This window comes from Pseudomonas sp. SWI7, from assembly GCF_006351945.1.
GTDB classification, from domain to species: domain Bacteria; phylum Pseudomonadota; class Gammaproteobacteria; order Pseudomonadales; family Pseudomonadaceae; genus Aquipseudomonas; species Aquipseudomonas fulva.
In genome coordinates this window covers 1,463,420-1,482,278 of the sequence record NZ_CP040930.1, presented here as the reverse complement: position 1 = coordinate 1,482,278, position 18,859 = coordinate 1,463,420, and the positions used below count along the sequence as shown (strand labels likewise).

1 protein-coding gene (only partly in view) is annotated in these 18,859 nt (G+C 67.1%); it reads left to right on the top strand.

Annotated features, from left to right (window positions below; genetic code table 11):
- The first annotated feature begins 117 nt into the window (after positions 1 to 117).
- Positions 118 to 18,859: the 5' portion of a non-ribosomal peptide synthase/polyketide synthase gene (locus tag FH041_RS06455; RefSeq protein ID WP_140174277.1), read on the top strand. 3,611 nt of this gene lie beyond the right edge of the window; the window shows 18,742 of its 22,353 coding nt (coding positions 1–18,742); its start codon is at positions 118 to 120; its stop codon lies off the right edge, out of view.

Sequence of the window (18,859 nt, the reverse complement as noted above, 5' to 3'; positions counted from 1 at the left end):
CCGCCGGCCCCGGCAATCGTTTGCGCGGTTGTCCCCACTTCCCATGTCAGACCGGCCGGTCGCGTTGCTTTAGCGTGTCGGCCATCAACCCTTCCAGGCAAAGCAGGATGCTTACCGATGCACTTCAGCGAACTGATCAACGCACTTTCCACCCGTCCCATCCGTCTGCAGCGTGAAGACCAGGACCTGATCGTCCTGGGTGATGACCAGACGCTGGACGACCCCCTGTGGGAGGCGTTGTCCCGGCACAAGCCGGCCTTGCTGGAGATGCTTGCAAGTCAGGATGACGATTGGCTCAGCCCGGCATTTCGCGTCACCCCCGACATGCTGCCGTTGGTCAGCCTCGACCAGGCGGCCATTGACCGTATCGTCGACAGCGTGCCGGGCGGGGCGGCCAACGTACAGGACATCTACCCGCTGGCACCCCTGCAGCGGGGCATGCTGTACCACCACCTGTCGGCCCAGGACGGCGACCCCTACCTGTCGCAGGTGCAATTGCGTTTCGCCAGCAAGGCGCACCTCGATGCCTTCGCCGACGCCCTGCAAGCGGTCATACAGCGCCACGACATCCTGCGCACTGCCGTACATTGGGAATGCCTGGACGAGCCCGTGCAGGTGGTATGGCGCGAAGCGGCCCTGGTGCGTGAAGCGTTGCCGTTCAAAGGCCACGGCGCACTGACCGAGCTGTGCGACCACCTCGCCCCACGCCGTTATCGACTGGACCTGCGCCAGGCACCCCTGATGCAACTGGCCCAAGCCCAGGGTGAGGGGCAGGCGTGGGTGGCAGTGCTGACCTTCCATCACATGATCATGGATCACACGGCGCTCGATATCGTGCGCCGGGAAATCCAGGCGCATTTGGCCGGTACGGCCGCGCAGTTGCCCGCGCCGACGCCGTTTCGCAACTTCCTGGCGGCGGCCCGCCAGGCCCTGGACGAACAAGCCCACACCCAGTTCTTCGAGCACATGCTGGCCGATATCGACGAGCCGACCCTGGCCTTCGGTGCCCAGGCAAAGCCCGAGCAGCTTCTGCAGCAAGCCCGCCTGACCTTGCCGACCCCTCTGGCCCGTCGCCTGCGTCAACAGGCCCGGCAGCTCGGGGTCAGCCCAGCCAGCGTCCTGCACCTGGGCTTCGCCCGGTGGGTAGGGCAGCTGGCCGGGCGTCAGACGGTGGTGTTCGGCAGCGTATTGCTGGGCCGCATGACCGCCGGGGAGGGCGGCGAGCAGGCATTGGGCATGTTCATCAACACGCTGCCGCTGCGTATCGACGTGACAGAGGTGGGGGTCAAGGACGGCCTGTTGCACACCCACCGTCGTCTGACCGGCTTGCTGGCCCACGAACAAGCGTCCCTGGCCCTGGCTCAGCGCTGCAGCGGGGTGGCTGCGCCCACGGCCTTGTTCAACAGCATGCTCAATTACCGTCACAGCGACGCCGGCGACGCCGCCGAGATCATTCCTGTCGCGCCGGGTATCGACATTGTCGGCGCCGAGGAGCGTACCGATTACCCATTGACGGTGAGCGTGGACGATTTGGGCGACGACCTGCGCCTGACCGTGCAAAGCCTGCCTGAATGGGATGCCGCACGCCTGAGCCAGCAGTTCGAGCAGGTGCTCGCCAATCTCGTGCACGCCCTGGAACACGAGCCCGACACGCCTTTGCAGCACGTGGCCGTACTGCCGCCGCAGGAATTCGATCAGGTGGTGCGTCGCTTCAACGACACCGCCTGCACCTATCGGCAGGGCGACACTGTGCACGCACGGATCCAAGCCCGTGCGCGCGTGGCGCCAGAGGCCATCGCACTGCGTCAGGACGGCCAGGTGCTGAGCTACGCGGCGCTCAACCAGCAGGCCAATCAACTGGCCCACCGGCTGCTGGGAGAAGGTGTGAAGCCAGGCCAACGCATCGCCCTGTGCCTGCCGCGAAATGCCAACAGGCTGGTCGGCATGCTCGCGGTGCTCAAGGCCGGTGCGGCCTACGTGCCCGTCGATCCCGCTTACCCCGCAGACCGCATCGCCTACTTGCTGACCGACAGCGCACCCGCCTGGGTGCTGGCCGAGTCCGGCATCGAAGGCCTGCCCACTGGCGTGCCGCGCCTGGATCTGGACCATCCCCCTACCGACGCCCCGACACACGACCCTGTGGTCACGGGGCTGGATAATCGGCAACTGGCCTACCTCGTCTACACCTCAGGCTCGACCGGCCAGCCCAAGGGCGTAATGGTCGAACACCGTGCCCTGGTCAACCTGGTGGACTGGCACTGCCAGGCTTTCGAGCTGGACGAGCACGGCCACGCCTCGAGCGTGGCCGGGTTCGGTTTCGATGCCCTGGCCTGGGAGGTATGGCCCTGCCTGTGCGCCGGGGCTACGCTGCACCTGCCGCCGGCGGATGTTGGCAATGAGCATGTCGAGGCGCTGCTCGACTGGTGGCTGGAGCAGCCGCTGACGGTGAGTTTCCTGCCAACGCCCGTGGCCGAGCACGCGCTGCGCCGCGAGCGCCAGCACCCGACCTTGCGCACCCTGCTGGTGGGCGGCGATCGCCTGCGCCACTTCGAGCGCGATCCAGGCTTTGCATTGGTCAACAACTACGGCCCGACCGAAACCACCGTGGTCGCCACTTCTGGACGACTGCGCCCAGGCGGTGCCCTCCATATCGGTACGCCGATCGCCAATACCCAGGTCTACGTGCTGGACGCAGGCCTGCAACCGGTGCCCGTGGGCGTCGTAGGCGAGTTGTATATCGGGGGCGCTCAGGTGGCGCGGGGCTACTTCAACCGCCCCGAACTGACGCACTCGCATTTCATCAAGGATCCGTTCAGCGATGACCCTCGGGCACGCCTGTACCGCAGCGGTGACCTGGTACGCTGGAACACCGACGGCACGCTGGATTACCTCGGGCGCAACGACGACCAGGTGAAGATTCGCGGCGTGCGCGTTGAGCTGGGTGAAATCGAGGCGGCGCTCAAGTGCCAGCCTGGTGTCGAAGACGCCGTGGTGCTGGTGCGCGACGGCCGACTGCTGGGTTGGTATACCCAAACTCGGCCTCTTGAAGCGCTGGCGCTGCGCGAGGCGTTGCAGGCCTGTCTGCCTGCGCAACTAGTGCCCGCGGCACTGACCTGCCTCGATGCATTGCCGCTGACCCGCCATGGCAAGCTTGACCGCCGGGCGTTGCCAACCCCGGACACCTCAAGCCTTGCTGCCAGCGCCTTCGAAGCCCCGAACACCCCGACCGAAACGGCCATGGCCGCGATCTGGGCCGACGTGCTGCAGGTCGACCGGGTAGGGCGCCACGACAACTTCTTCGAGCTGGGTGGGCACTCGTTGTTGGCGGTCACGCTGGTCGAGCGTCTGCGCCGGGCGTCGCTGGTGGTGGACGTGCGCATGCTGTTCGCCCAGCCCACCGTCGCCGCCCTGGCCGCTGTGGTTGGCGATAGCCCGGCCTTGCAGGTGCCGGCCAATGGCGTGCCGACGGGCGCGCAGCGCATTACGCCCGACATGCTCAGCCTGATCACGCTGGAGCAGCACCTGATCGACCGCATCACTGCTCAGGTACCAGGCGGCGCGGCCAACGTGCAGGAAATCTATCCGCTGGCACCCCTGCAGCAGGGCGTGCTCTACCATCACCTGAGCGCAGAGCAGGGCGACCCCTACCTCTTGCAGACACGCCTGGCATTCGACAGCATCGAGCGCCTGCTGGCCTGGGCCGGCGCCCTGCAACAGGTCATCGACCGACATGACATTCTGCGCACCGCTGTCCTGAGTCACGGCTTGGCGCAGCCGCTGCAGGTGGTGTGGCGCAAGGCCGAGCTGGGCGTCTTCGAGGTGACCGACCTGCACGAGGATTCGGGCACCTCGCGCATCGACCAGTTGCAGGCGCGCTTCGATGCCCGCCATCACCGCATGGACCTGAGCCAGGCACCCCTGGCGCAGTTGCACTATAGCCTGGACCCTGACAATCACCGGGTGGTGGCCGTGTTGCTGTTCCATCACCTGGCACTGGACCACACGGCCCTGGACGTGGTGCTGTACGAGATGCGCGCCTTGCTGTTCGGGCAAGGGCATACCCTGCCGCCGGCCGTGCCATACCGTAATTACGTTGCCCGGGCTTGCCTGGGCAACGAAGCCGCCCACGAGGCCTTCTTCAAGACCCTGCTGGCTGATGTCGATGAGCCCACCCTGCCGCTCGGTCATGCCGACGTGCAAGGCGACGGTGCTGGCATCGAGCACGCCTTGCTGGCGCTCGACCACGGCCTGGCCCAGGGCCTACGTGCCCAGGCTAGGCGCCTGGGTGTCAGTGCTGCGAGCCTGATGCACGTGGCCTGGGCCCGTGTACTTGGGGTGTTGGCCAACCGCAGCGATGTGGTGTTCGGCACAGTGCTGATGGGGCGCTCGCAAGCCGGCGAGGGCGCCGACCGCGCACTGGGCATGTTCATCAACACCCTGCCTCTGCGTGTCGATACCGCCGCCGGGGTAGAACAAGGCGTGTTGGCCACGCACCGCCACTTGTCGGCCCTGCTGGCCCACGAGCATGCGTCGTTGGCACTGGCCCAGCGTTGCAGCGGCGTGGCTGCCGGGGCGCCGTTGTTCAGCGCACTGCTCAACTACCGCCACAGCGCCGACCCGGCCGCCCAGGCAGGTGACGGCCTCTGGGAGGGCGTACAGCTGCTGGGGGCAGAGGAGCGCAGCAACTACCCGCTCACCCTCAGCGTCAACGACCTGGGGAATGGTTTTACCTTCAATGTGCTGGCGTTGATCGACATCGGCGCGGCGCGGGTCGCCGAGTGGATGGCAATGGCCGTGGCGCAGATGGTTCGGGCGTTGGAGCACGACCCGCAAACCAGCGTTCAGCGCCTGTCCATACTGGACGATGCGGCGCGCGAGCAGGTGCTGGGCGGCTTCAACTTGACCGCGCAAGCGTACCCACAGGGCCAGACCGTACATGCGCTGATCGAGGCCCAGGCTGCCGCGGTGCCCGATGCCACAGCGGTGTGCCAGGGCTCCCTGACCCTGACCTACGCCCAGCTCAACCGACGCGCCAATCAGTTGGCCCATCGGCTGATCGCAGAGGGTGTAGGCAGGGCTGACCGCGTCGCCTTGTGCCTTGATCGCACACTGGACCGTATCGTCGCCTTGCTGGCCGTGCTCAAGGCCGGGGCCGCCTACGTGCCCGTGGACCCGGCCTATCCGGCCAGCCGTATCGCCTACCTGCTCGAAGACAGCGCGCCGGCCCTGTTGCTGGCCCAGGCCGACATTGGCGGCCTGCCGCCGCACGTGCGCCGCATCGACCTCGACCAGCCGGATGCTTACCTGAGCCTTACCGACAACCCGCACGTGGCGGGGCTGACTGCCAATGACCTGGCGTACCTGGTGTACACCTCAGGGTCCACCGGCCAGCCCAAGGGCGTCATGGTCGAGCACCACACCGTGACCAACCTCGTCCACTGGCACTGCCAGGCGTTCGCCGTGCAGGCGGGCACACGCACCTCCAGCGTTGCCGGTTTCGGTTTCGACGCCATGGCTTGGGAAGTCTGGCCCGCCCTGTGCGCGGGGGCCACGCTGCACCTGCCGCCGGCCTACCTGGGCAACGAGCAGGTCGAGGCGTTGCTGGACTGGTGGCTCGAACAACCCCTGACGGTCAGTTTCCTGCCGACCCCTGTGGCTGAACAGGCGCTGCGCCGCCCACACCAGCACGCCACGTTGCGCACCCTGCTGGTGGGCGGCGATCGCCTGCGTCAGTTCGAGCAGGACCCAGGGTTCACCGTGGTCAACAACTACGGCCCCACCGAGTGCACCGTGGTTGCCACCTCGGGTGCGTTGGCACCCGGCGCAGCCCTGCACATTGGCATACCCATCGCCAATACCCGTGTCTACGTGCTCGATGACCTGGGCCAGCCTGTGCCGGTCGGGGTCACCGGCGAGCTCTACATTGGTGGCTCGCAAGTGGCGCGAGGCTATTTCAACCGGCCGGACCTGACCGCAGAGCGCTTCCTGCGTGACCCGTTCAGCCGCCTTCCCAACGCCCGCCTATACCGCAGCGGCGACCTGGTGCGCTGGAACAGCGATGGCACGCTTGATTACCTGGGCCGCAACGACGACCAGGTCAAGGTGCGTGGCGTCAGGGTGGAGCTGGGTGAAATCGAGGCCGCGCTCCGGGCGCAGCCCGGCGTCGGCGATGCCGTGGTGCTGGTGCGCGGAGAACGCTTGCTGGCCTGGTTCACCGAGACCTCTCCTGTCGAGGTGAGTGCCGTGCGTCAAGGCTTGCAGGCATGCCTGCCTGGTCAGCTGTTGCCCCAGGCCTTCATCCGCATCCAGGCGCTGCCCCTGACCAGCCATGGCAAGCTCGACCGTCGCGCGCTGCCCGAGCCACAGCCCCAGGACCTGGTCCAGCAGGGCTATGAGGCCCCGCTGGGTGAAACCGAGGCGATCATCGCCCAGGTGTGGGCCGACGTGCTGGGCCTGGAGCAGGTCGGCCGGCACGACAACTTCTTCGAACTGGGCGGGCATTCGCTGTTGGCCGTGAGCCTGATCGAGCGGCTGCGCGAACAAGGCTTGGCCCTGGATGTGCGCGTGTTGTTCGGGCAACCGACGGTGGCGGCATTGGCCGGGGCGCTGGGCTCAGCCCGCGAGGTCCAAATCCCTGCCAACGGTATCCCGGCCCACTGCACCCGCATCATCCCGACCATGCTGCCCTTGCTGACGCTGGAGCAGGCTGCGCTGGACCGCATCGTTGCTGCGATCCCCGGCGGTGCGGCCAACGTCCAGGACATCTACCCACTGGCGCCGCTGCAGGAGGGCATTCTCTATCACCACCTCAGTGCAGACGATGCCGACCCGTACCTGCTGCAATGGCGGGTCACCTTCGATTCGCGGCAAAGGCTGCATGCCTTTGCCCAGGCGCTCGACCAGGTGGTGGCCCGCCACGATGTGTTGCGCACGGCGGTGCTCTGGGATGGCTTGCCCCAGCCGGTGCAGGTGGTGCAGCGTTCGGCGAGCCTGGCGTTGATCGAGGTGACCTCGAACGACGCGATGCTTGCTGGTCAACGTATCGAGCTTGCCTCGGCGCCGCTGATTCGGCTGTTGCCTATCCATGACGCGGCAGGCGTGCAGGCCGTGCTGCAGTTCCACCACATCGTGCTCGACCACACCGCCATGAAGGTGGTGTTGGCAGAAATTCGCGATCACTTGCACGGCCAGACGCCGGCAGGGGCGCCGGTGCCTTACCGCAACTACGTGGCCCAGGCCCGGCTGGGTATCAGCGAGGCCGAGCACGAAGCGTTCTTCAGGACCGAACTGGGCGATGTCGAAGAGCCGACGCTGCCCTATGGGCTTGCCGATCTGCAGCATGAAGGCGGTGATTTCGAGCTGGCCAGTACCGATTTGGCCACTGAGCAGTATCAACGGCTGCGGGCGCTGGCCCGCCAGTGCGGGGTGAGCGCCGCAAGCCTGGTGCATCTGGCCTGGGCGCGTTTGGTCGCGGCCACCAGTGGCAAGGACGACGTGGTCTTCGGCACCGTGCTGCTCGGGCGCCTGCAAGGCGGCGAGGGCGCCGACAGGGCCTTGGGTATGTTCATCAACACCCTGCCGCTGCGCCTGAACCTGGCAGGGCTCGACGTACGGGCAGCGGTGCAGCTGACCCACCAGCGCTTGGCTGCGCTGCTGGTCCACGAGCACGCCTCGCTGGCGCTGGCCCAGCGCTGCAGCGGCGTGGCCGCACCCACGCCGCTGTTCAGCGCGATGCTCAACTACCGCCACGGCGCGACCGAGCAAGAGCAGCAGGCGCGCGACCAGGCCCTTGAGGGTATCGAGGTGCTGCCGGCCGGCGGGCATGGCAACTACCCGATCAGCGTCAACGTCGATGACCTGGGCACAGGGCTGCGCATCACCGCCCAGGTGTGCAGGCCCATCGGCGCCCGCCCACTGTGCGAGCAATTGGCGCATGTACTGGTCGAGCTGCTGGATGCGCTTGAACGGCGCCCGGCGCTACCGGTGCACAGCCTGTCACTGCTTGACCCTGCGGCGCGCGCAGCGGTACTGGGTAACCATCGCGCCTGTCCACATGACCTGACCCAGACCCTGCACGGTCTTTTCGAAGCGCAGGCCCTGCGCAGCCCGCGGGCCATAGCGCTGGTCGCTGAGGACGGCGAGCTGAGCTACGCCGAGCTCGATCGACAGGCCAATGGTCTGGCTCACCATTTGCTGTCGCTGGGCGTACAGCCCGACGACCGCGTTGCGCTCTGCCTTGAGCGCGGTGTCGCGCTGGTGGTTGGTCTGCTGGGCATCCTCAAGGCTGGCGCGGCCTATGTGCCGATCGACCCTGGTTATCCCGCCGAGCGCATTGGCCACATGCTGCGCGACAGCGGCCCACGCGCGGTGCTGGTGCATCGCGCCACTGCCGACCTGGCGCTGCCTACCCAGGCGCCCAAGGTGGACATGGACACCGCCCGGTGGGCGCAGCAAGCGCATTTGGCTCCCCAGGTGCCTGGGCTCACAGCACGCAACCTGGCCTACGTGATCTACACCTCCGGCTCTACCGGGCTGCCCAAGGGCGTCATGGTCGAGCACCGCAACGTGGTGAACCTGGTGCACTGGAGCCAAGGGCAGTGGCCGCTCGCGGGGACCCAGGCTGTACTGCACAAGACGCCGATCAGCTTCGACGCCTCGGTGTGGGAGCTGTTCTGGCCACTGTGCAGCGGCTTGCGCCTGGTGCTGGCCCGCCCGTTGGGCGAGCGCGACCCGGACTACCTGGCTCGGCTGATCCAGGCGCAGAGCGTGGCCGTGGTGCAGTTCGTGCCTGCGCTGCTGCAACAGTTCCTCGATCACCCAGGCAGCCGCCTGTGTTCAGGCTTGACAGACATCGTGTGCGGCGGCGGTGAGCTGATCCATGCGCTGGCCACGCAAGTGCGCGAGCAGTTGCCCCAGGTGCGTCTGCACAACGTCTACGGCCCCACCGAGACCACGGTCGATTGCAGCGCCTGGACGCTGCAGCCCTCTGCCGCCATCCCCGTCGCTGGCCTGCCGATCGGAAGCCCGGTGGACAATACCCGCCTGTATGTACTCGATGCACACGACCAACCGGTGCCGCCAGGCGTTGCCGGGCACCTGCACATAGGCGGTGCTGGCGTGGCGCGCGGGTACCTGGGCTTGCCCGAGCAGCAGGCGGAGCGTTTCCTCGACAATCCCTTCGTCGAGGGCGAGCGGCTTTACCGCAGTGGCGACCTGGTGCGCCTGAATGCTCAGGGCGAGCTGGTCTTCCTTGGTCGACTCGACCAGCAGATCAAGCTGCGTGGCCTGCGAATCGAACCAGGCGAGATCGAAACCTGCCTGCAGCGCCTGCCTGGCGTGCACGCCGCCGTAGTGCTGGCGGTGGACGGTACGCGCCTGGCTGCCTGGTACACCGGTGACCCGCAGGCCCCAGAGGCACTGCGCCAGGGCGTGCTCGAGCACTTGCCCGAGCACATGGTGCCTGCGGTGTTCATTCACGTGGATCGCTTGCCGCTGACGCCGAACGGCAAGCTCGACCGCAAGGCCCTGCCCACCCCGGACAGCGTGGTGCAGGGACGGGCCTTCGAGGCGCCGGTGGGTGATACCGAAGCCCTGCTGGCCCGTCTGTGGGGCGAATTGCTGGGGGTGGCGCAGGTAGGCCGACACGATAATTTCTTCGAATTGGGTGGCCACTCGCTGCTGGCCGTCACCCTGACTGCTCGGCTGCGCCTTGAAGGCTTGCAGGTCGATGTGCGCACCTTGTTCGGCCAGCCGACCGTGGCTGCCCTGGCTGCCACGCTCACTGCCAGCCGTCAGGTCCAGGTGCCCGAGAACCGCATCCCGCCCGGCTGCTCGCACATCACCCCCGACATGCTCAGCCTGATCGAGCTGGACCAGGCTTGCATTGCGCGGATCGTCTCGCAGGTCCCGGGCGGTGCAGCCAACGTGCAGGACATCTACCCCCTGGCGCCGTTGCAGGAGGGCATCCTCTACCATCACCTGTCGGCCGAGCATGATCCCTACGTGCTGCACACGCGCCTGCGTTTTAGCGACAAGCAACGGCTGCAGGCCTTTGCCGCTGCACTGGACCAGATCATCGCCCGCCACGATGTATTGCGCACGGCGATCTTCTGGGAAGGGCTGCCGCAAGCGGTGCAGGTGGTGGTGCGCCAGGCGCGCCTGAGCGTGGACGCCGTGCCTGACCTGTCGGCCACTGCCACCCTTGACCTGGCGCGGGCGCCGCTGCTGCGACTGGTGTACAGCCAGGGACAGAACGGCATCGACGCCAGCTTGCAGTTCCACCACATCGTGTTGGACCACACGGCGCTGGAGGTGGTGGGCGAAGAACTGACAGCCTTGCTCAGCGGTGCCCCCGCACCGGCTCATGCTGCGGTGCCTTACCGCAATTACGTAGCCCAGGCCAGGCTGGGGGTCGATCAGCGCGCCCATGAGGCGTTCTTCACCGCGCAACTGGGTGAGATCGACGAGCCGACCTTGCCTTATGGCCTGGATGACGTACAAGGCGACGGCCGCGACCTGGACGAGGCCAGGCAGGTCTTGCCCGAGGCGCTGTCCACCGGCTTGCGCCAACAAGCTCGGCGCCTGGGCATCAGCGTTGCATCATTGTTCCACCTGGCCTGGGCCCGCCTGCTCGGGGCTGCCAGTGGCAGAACGCGCGTGGTGTTCGGCACCGTGCTGCTGGGGCGCCTGCAGGGCGGAGAAGGGTCCGAGCGGGCACTGGGGATGTTCATCAACACCTTGCCACTGCGTGTGGACCTGGAGGCCATCGGCATGGTCGATGCGGCCAGGGCCGTGCATCAGGGGCTCAGCGACCTGCTGGCCCATGAGCATGCCTCGCTGGCGCTGGCACAGCGTTGCAGTGGCGTCGCGGCGCCGCAGCCGCTCTTCAGCGCAATGCTCAACTATCGCCATGGCACCCAGCCGGGTGCCGATCGCGGCGAAGGCTGGGCGGGTATCGAGGTGGTGGACGGGCAGGAGCGCACCAACTACCCGCTGAGCCTGAACGTGGATGATCTGGGCGAGGCTTTCCGACTGGTGGCCACCGTACCTGCGCAGATCGGCGCGCAGCGCATCTGCGGGCAGGTGCAACAGGTGCTGCAAGCGCTGCTGAGCGGGCTTGAACGCACCCCCACGTTGCCCGTGCAGCAATTGCCCGTGCTCGAAAGCCATGAGCGTGAACGCGTGGTGGCAGGTTTCAACGCTACCGAAAAGGCGTACGGGCTCGATCACACGCTGCATCGACTGATCGAAGATCAGGTACAGCGCACCCCGCAGGCCATCGCCGTCAGCGCCGAGGAGGGCGAACTGACCTTCGAGCAGCTCAACGCCCAGGCCAACCGCCTGGCTCACCACCTCATCGCGCTGGGCGTGACACCCGATGATCGCGTGGCGATCTGCGTTGAACGCAGTTTGTCGATGATGGTGGGGCTGCTCGGAATCCTGAAGGCGGGCGGCGCGTATGTGCCGGTCGATCCGGATTACCCGGCAGAGCGTATTCGCCACATGCTCACCGACAGCGACCCGGTGGCGGTGCTGGTGCACGCGGCGACCCGGCATGTGCCCGAGCACGGCGTCGTGATCGATCTGGACGCGCCGTTGAGCCTGGAACTGCCTGCCACCAACCCGGAAGTGCCGGGGCTCACCCCGCAGCACCTGGCGTACGTCATCTATACCTCAGGCTCGACCGGCTTGCCCAAGGGCGTGATGAACGAGCATGCCGGCGTGGTCAACCGCCTGCTGTGGATGCAGGACGCCTATGCGCTGGGTGCCGACGACGTTGTGCTGCAGAAGACCCCGTTCAGCTTCGACGTTTCGGTCTGGGAGCTGCTGTGGCCATTGCAGACCGGTGCGAAACTGGTCATGGCCCGGCCCGGCGGGCACCGCGACCCGCAGTACCTGCAACAGGTCATCGATACTGAAGGTGTCAGCACGCTGCACTTCGTGCCGTCGATGCTGGACGTGTTCCTCTCGGCCATCGAATCAGGCTGGTGCGCGCCTTTGCTCAAGCGTGTGGTGTGCAGCGGCGAAGCACTGCCAGGCAGCCTCGTGCGCCGCTTCCACCAGCAACTGCCGGATGTTGAGTTGCACAACCTCTACGGCCCGACCGAAGCCGCCGTGGATGTGAGTGCCTGGCACTGCGTGAGCGCACCCGACAACACCCCAATCGGCAAGCCCATCGCCAACACCACCCTGTACGTGCTGGACGAGCAAGGCCAGCCGGTACCGCAGGGCGTGGCCGGCGAGCTGTACATCGGTGGCGTGCAGGTCGCCCGCGGTTACCTGAACCGGCCCGAACTGACCGCCGAGCGCTTCCTGGATGACCCGTTCGGTCAGCGCCCAGGCGGGCGGCTGTACCGCACAGGCGACCTGGCGCGGCACCTGCCGGACGGCAACCTCGAATACCTGGGCCGTAACGACGATCAGGTGAAGTTGCGTGGGCTGCGTATCGAACTGGGTGAAATCCAAGCGGCCATGACGGCTGTCGCGGGCATCAAGGAGGCCGTGGTCATCGCCCGCGACCAGCGCCTGATTGCCTATTACACCGGAGCCGAACAAAAGGTGGACGCGCTTCGCACGGCCTTGCTGCACCAATTGCCGGACTTCATGGTACCGGCGCTGTTCATGCACCTTCAGGCTTTGCCGCTAAGCCCCAACGGCAAGCTCGACCGCAAGGCGTTGCCTGCCCCTGACGTGACCCAGGAGCGCGTCTTCGAAGCCCCACTGGGCGAGACCGAAACCTTGCTGGCGGCGCTCTGGGCCGAACTGCTGGGTGTGGACCGTGTGGGCCGACAGGACAACTTCTTCGAGCTGGGCGGCCATTCGCTGCTGGCGGTCACCCTGACGGCGCGCCTGCGTGAGCGGGGGCTGCAAGCAGACATCCGGGTGTTGTTCGGCCAGCCGACGCTGCAAGCGCTGGCTGCCGCGCTGGGTCGTCAGCGCAGCGTCGTCGTGCCGGCCAACGTGATCACGCCTGACTGCACCCGTATCACGCCTGACCTGTTGCCACTGGCGGATCTTTCGCAAGCGGCCATCGACACGTTGGTGACGCAGATTCCCGGCGGCGTGGAGAACATTCAGGACATCTACGGCCTGGCGCCCTTGCAGCAGGGCATCCTCTATCACCACTTGGCCTGCGAAGACCGCGACCCCTACGTGCTGCAGGCGCGCTTCAGCTTCCCCGACCAGGCGCAGCTGGACGCGTTCGCCGCTGCCCTGGACGTGGTCATCGCTCGCCATGACATCCTGCGCACCAGCATCCATTGGCACGCGCTCGAAGAACCTGTGCAGGTGGTGTGGCGAAACACGCCTGCGCTCGCCAGCCAACTTGCCACGCCTGGCGAGGGGCTCACGCTCACCCAGGCGCCGCTGGTGCGCCTGGTGCAAGCGCCCTCTGGGCAAGCGGTGCAGGCAACGCTGCTCATCCACCACATCATCCTCGACCATGCGGCGGTCGAGCAGCTGGTGGCGGAAATCACCACTGTGCTGCAAGGCCAGCCGGTGCTGCACGCCAGCACGCCGTACCGCAACTATGTGGCCCAGGCACGCCTTGGCGCCGATCCTCAGGCTGACGAGACGCTGTTCCGTGAGTTGTTGGGCGATATCGACGAGCCGACTGTCGTGTTCGGCTTGCATGACGCCGATACCGGTACCGGCGAGGTGTTCGAGACCCGCCAGTGGATCGAAGGCGGGGTGGTCTTGCAGCTGCGCGAACAAGCGCGTCGACTGGGCGTGAGCGTGGCCAGCCTGGTGCACCAAGGGTGGGCGCAGGTACTGGCGCAGCTCAGCGGCCGCGAGGAGGTGGTGTTCGGCACTGTCCTGCTGGGCCGCCTGCAGGGCGGCGCAGGCGCCGAACGCGCCTTGGGCATGTTCATCAATACCTTGCCGCTGCGCGTCAGCGCGGGCGCGGCGAATGTCGCCGATGGCGTGCGCCTGACCCACCAGCGGCTGGCCAGCCTGCTGGCCCACGAACAGGCATCCTTGGCCTTGGCCCAGCGTTGCAGCGCCGTGCCGGCTTCACAAGCACTGTTCACCAGCCTGCTTAACTTCCGCCACAGCGCACCGGCCCAGCAGGGCTTGAGCCAGGCCTGGAACGGCATCGAGCAGGTGGCGGCGGTGGAGCGCAGCAACTACCCGTTGGTGGTCAACGTAGACGATGTGGGCGATGCCATGGCACTTACCGTGCAGGCCGTGGCCCAGGTCGATGGCCAGCAGGTCTGCAGGCTGCTGGGTCATGCGCTGAGCCAACTGGCGCAGGCCCTTAAGCAGGCGCCCGGTACGCCGTTGTGGCAGGTTTCGCAGTTACCGGCGGGTGAACGCGAACGGGTGCTCGACAGCTTCAACGCGACCGTGCGCGACTATCCACGCGATCAACCGCTGCACGCCTTGTTCAGCGCACAGGCCCAGCGTGCGCCTGGTGCCTGCGCCGTGATGCATGGCGAGCAGCAATGGACGTATGCCCAGCTGGAGGGGCATGCCAACCGTCTAGCCCACCACCTGCTGGACCTGGGCGTGACGCCGGGGGACAGCGTGGCACTGCTATTGCCACGCAGCTTTGACCTGTTGGCGGCGCAGCTGGCCGTCAGCGCCTGCGGCGCCGTCTACGTGCCGCTGGACAGCTATGCGCCCGTGGAGCGCCAGGCCTACATGATGCAAGACAGTGGGGCCGCCGTGCTGCTGACGTTGAGCCACGAGCCCGCGCTGCCGTGTGCCGTACGTATCGACCTGGACCGCTGTGATCTCGCCGGTCAGCCGGCGCAGGCGCCGCGCCTCGAGGTTTCAGCCCAGAGCGCGGCCTACGTGATGTATACCTCCGGCTCCACCGGGGCGGCAAAGGGTGTGCAGGTGCCCCATCGGGCCATTGCCCGTTTGGTCATCAACAACGGTTTTGCGACGTTCACCGCCCAGGACCGTGTCGCCTTCGCCTCGAACCCGGCGTTCGACGCCAGCACCCTGGAAGTGTGGGCGCCGCTGCTCAATGGCGGTGCGGTGGTGGTCATCGATCAGGACCAGGTGCTGGCGCACGACAGGTTGCGCGATGCATTGCTGACCCAGCAGGTGAGTGTGTTGTGGCTCACCGCCGGCCTGTTCCATCAGTTCGCCGAAGCCTTGCTGCCGGCCTTCGCACGCCTGCGCTACCTGATGGTCGGGGGTGACGTGCTGGACCCGCACGTCGTGGCCCGGGTGCTGCGAGACGGTGCACCGGCGCACATGCTCAACGGCTACGGGCCGACCGAAGCCACCACCTTTACCACCACCTTTGAGATGACCCGTGTGGAGGCGGGCAGCCTGCCCATAGGCCGGCCGATCGGCAACACCCGTTGCTACGTGCTGGACACTCACCAGCAGCTTTTGCCCGTGGGGGCCGTCGGCGAGCTGTACATCGGCGGGGACGGTTTAGCCTTGGGTTACCTGGGCCAGCCCGCGCTGACGGCCGAGCGCTTCATCGCCGATCCGTTCAGCGGTCGGCCGCAGGATCGGCTGTACCGCAGCGGCGATCTGGTGGCCTGGCAAGCAGACGGCACCCTGCGCTACCTGGGGCGTGCCGACCAGCAGGTCAAGCTGCGTGGTTTCCGCATCGAGTTGGGTGAAATCGAGGCGCGCCTGGCCACGTGCGAAGGCGTGCGGGAAGCTGTTGTGCTGCTGCGCGAGGACCAGCCGGGCGACAAACGGTTGGTGGCCTACTTTACGGCCCACGCTACCGCGCCCCTGATCGCCGACCTGCACGCCAGTTTGCAGACACAGTTGCCCGACTACATGCTGCCGGCCGCTTACGTCCAGCTTGAGGCATTGCCGCTCACCGCCAATGGCAAGCGTGATCGGCGTGGCTTGCCGGCGCCTGGCCTCGACGCGGTCGTGACCCGTGGCTTCGAGGCCCCGCAGGGGGAGATCGAGGTGGCCTTGGCAAGTCTCTGGGCCGAGGTGCTCAAGGTCGAGCGCGTGGGTCGGCATGATCACTTCTTCGAACTGGGCGGGCACTCGCTGCTGGCCGTGACCTTGGTTGAACGCATGCGCAAAGCCGGCCTGGGCGCCGACGTGCGTGTGCTGTTCGCCCAGCCTACCCTGGCAGCCCTGGCCGCCGCCGTGGGCCAGGACCGCGACCTGCATGTGCCTGATAACCGCGTGCCAGCGCACGCCGAGCGCATCACGCCGCAGATGCTCAGCCTGATCACGCTCGATCAGGACAGCATCGACCACATCGTGGCCAGCGTGCCTGGCGGGGCCGCCAACGTGCAGGAAATCTACCCCCTGGCCCCGCTGCAGCAAGGCATTCTGTTCCATCACCTGAGTGCCGAGCAGGGTGACCCGTACCTGCTGCAATCGCGCCTGGCCTTCGACAGCCTGGCGCATCTGCAACGCTGGGCAGCGGCGCTGCAACAGGTGATCGACCGCCACGACATTCTGCGTACGGCCGTGCTCAGTGAAGGCCTGGCGCAACCGGTGCAGGTGGTATGGCGCAAAGCGCAGATGACGGTCAGCGCCGTCGACGGGCTGGACGAGACTGACGTGCTGCAAGCCTTGCAGGCGCGTTTCGATGCCCGCCAGCAGCGCCTGGACCTGGCGCAGGCGCCGATGATGCGCCTGGTGTACGCGCCCGATCCGCGCAACCTGCGCGTGGTGGCCATTTTGCAGTTCCACCACCTGGCCCTGGACCACACGGCCATGGAGGTCATCGCCAGCGAGATGCAGGCACTGATGACCGGGCAGGGTGACACGCTGACGGCGCCGGCACCGTATCGAAACTACGTGGCCCAAGCCCTGCTCGGGGCCGACGAGGCGGGGCACGAGGCGTTCTTCCGCCAGATGCTGGGCGATGTGGACGAACCCACCTTGCCGCTGGGCCTTGCCGACGTGCAAGGCGAAGGGCACGCCATCGAGGAGGCGCGCCTGGGCGTCGATGCCCGCGTGGCCCGGGGGTTGCGTGAGCAGGCCCGTCACCTGGGCGTGAGCGTCGCCAGCCTGGCGCACCTGGCCTGGGCGCGGGTGCTGGGCGCACTGGCCAACCGCAGTGACGTGGTCTTTGGCACCGTGTTGATGGGCCGCCTGCATGGCGGCGAAGGGGCCGACCGGGCGCTGGGTGTGTTCATCAATACCTTGCCGCTGCGCATCGACCTGTCCGTGCCGCTGGTCGAGGCCGTGCGCACTGCTCACCAGCACCTGAGCGCGCTGCTGATGCACGAGCACGCGTCCCTGGCGCTGGCCCAGCGCTGCAGTGGGGTGGCCGGCTCGCTGCCGCTGTTCAGTGCCTTGTTCAACTACCGCCACAGCAGCGCCGCCGACGGCAGCCATAGCGCGGCCATGCAGGGCGTGCGTCTGCTCGGGGGCGAAGAGCGCAGCAACTATCCGCTGACCTTGAGCGTCGATGACCTGGGCGAGGGCTTTAGCCTGAGTGTGCTGGCCCAGGCGGGGATCGACGCTGGGCAAGTTGCCAGTGCCATGAATCAGGTACTGTCCGCTCTGGTGGTCACGCTTGAGCAGGTGCGTCAGCCAGGCGCAGACACCGGGGCGGGTCTGCCAGTGGCCATGCTGCCGGTGCTTGACGCTCAAGCGCAGGCGCAGCTGTTGCAGGGCTTCAACGCCACTCACAAAGCCTTCCCTCAAGGGCAAACCGTGCATGGGCTGGTCGAAGCCCAGGCGGCCCGCGCGCCGCAAACCGCTGCGCTGGTGCAGGACGGATGCGTGCTGAGCTATGGCGAACTCAACCGCAGCGCCAACCGCCTGGCGCATTACCTGATTGAGCAGGGCGTAGGCCTGGGTGATCGCGTCGCTTTGTGCTTGGCGCGCAACCCGCAGCGGCTCATTGGCCTGCTGGCCGTGCTCAAGTGCGGGGCGGCCTACGTGCCGATCGATCCAGCCTATCCCGATGAGCGTATCGCCTACCTGCTCGATGACAGCACCCCGAAAACGGTGCTGGTGGACCATGTCACCCAGGGCCGGATGGGCGCTGTGCATTGCACGGTCGTGGACCAGGACGACTGGCAGGGCGAAGCGCATTTCAACCCCTGCGTGAACGGGCTCGATGCGCACCAGCTGGCCTATGTGGTCTACACCTCCGGCTCCACCGGGCGACCGAAGGGGGTGATGGTCGAACATGCCACCCTGGCCAACCTGGTGCATTGGCACTGCGACGCCTTTGGCGTAGGCCCCGGCACCCACACCAGCACCGTTGCAGGCTTTGGCTTCGACGCCATGGCCTGGGAGGTCTGGCCGGCCCTGTGCGCCGGGGCCGTTTTGCACGTGCCGTCTGCGCACATCGGCGCCGAACACGTGGATGAGCTGATCGACTGGTGGCTGCAACAACCGCTGGCGGTGAGCTTCCTGCCTACCCCGGTGGCCGAGCAGGCGCTGCGCCGCGAGCATCAGCACCCGACTTTGCAGACCTTGCTGATCGGCGGTGACCGTCTGCGTCAGTTCGAGCGTGATCCGGGCTTCAAGGTGGTCAATAACTACGGGCCGACCGAAGCCACGGTGGTTGCCACCGCCGGGGCCCTGACCGCTGGCGCGCCGCTGCACATCGGCACGCCGATCGCCAATACCCGGGTCTACGTGCTCGATGCCCATCGCCAACTGGTGCCGCTGGGTGCGGTGGGCGAGTTGTACATTGGGGGCGCAGGGGTGGCACGCGGCTACTTCGAGCGCGAGACCTTGACCCACGAGCGCTTCCTGCCCGACCCATACAGCCCTCAAGGCAATGCTCGCATGTACCGCAGTGGTGACCTGGTGCGCTGGCGAGCGGACGGCACCCTGGAGTACCTGGGCCGCAACGACGACCAGGTCAAGGTGCGCGGCGTGCGTGTGGAACTGGGCGAAATCGAATGCACGCTGGCTGCCCAGCCAGGGGTTGGCGATGCCGTGGTGCTGG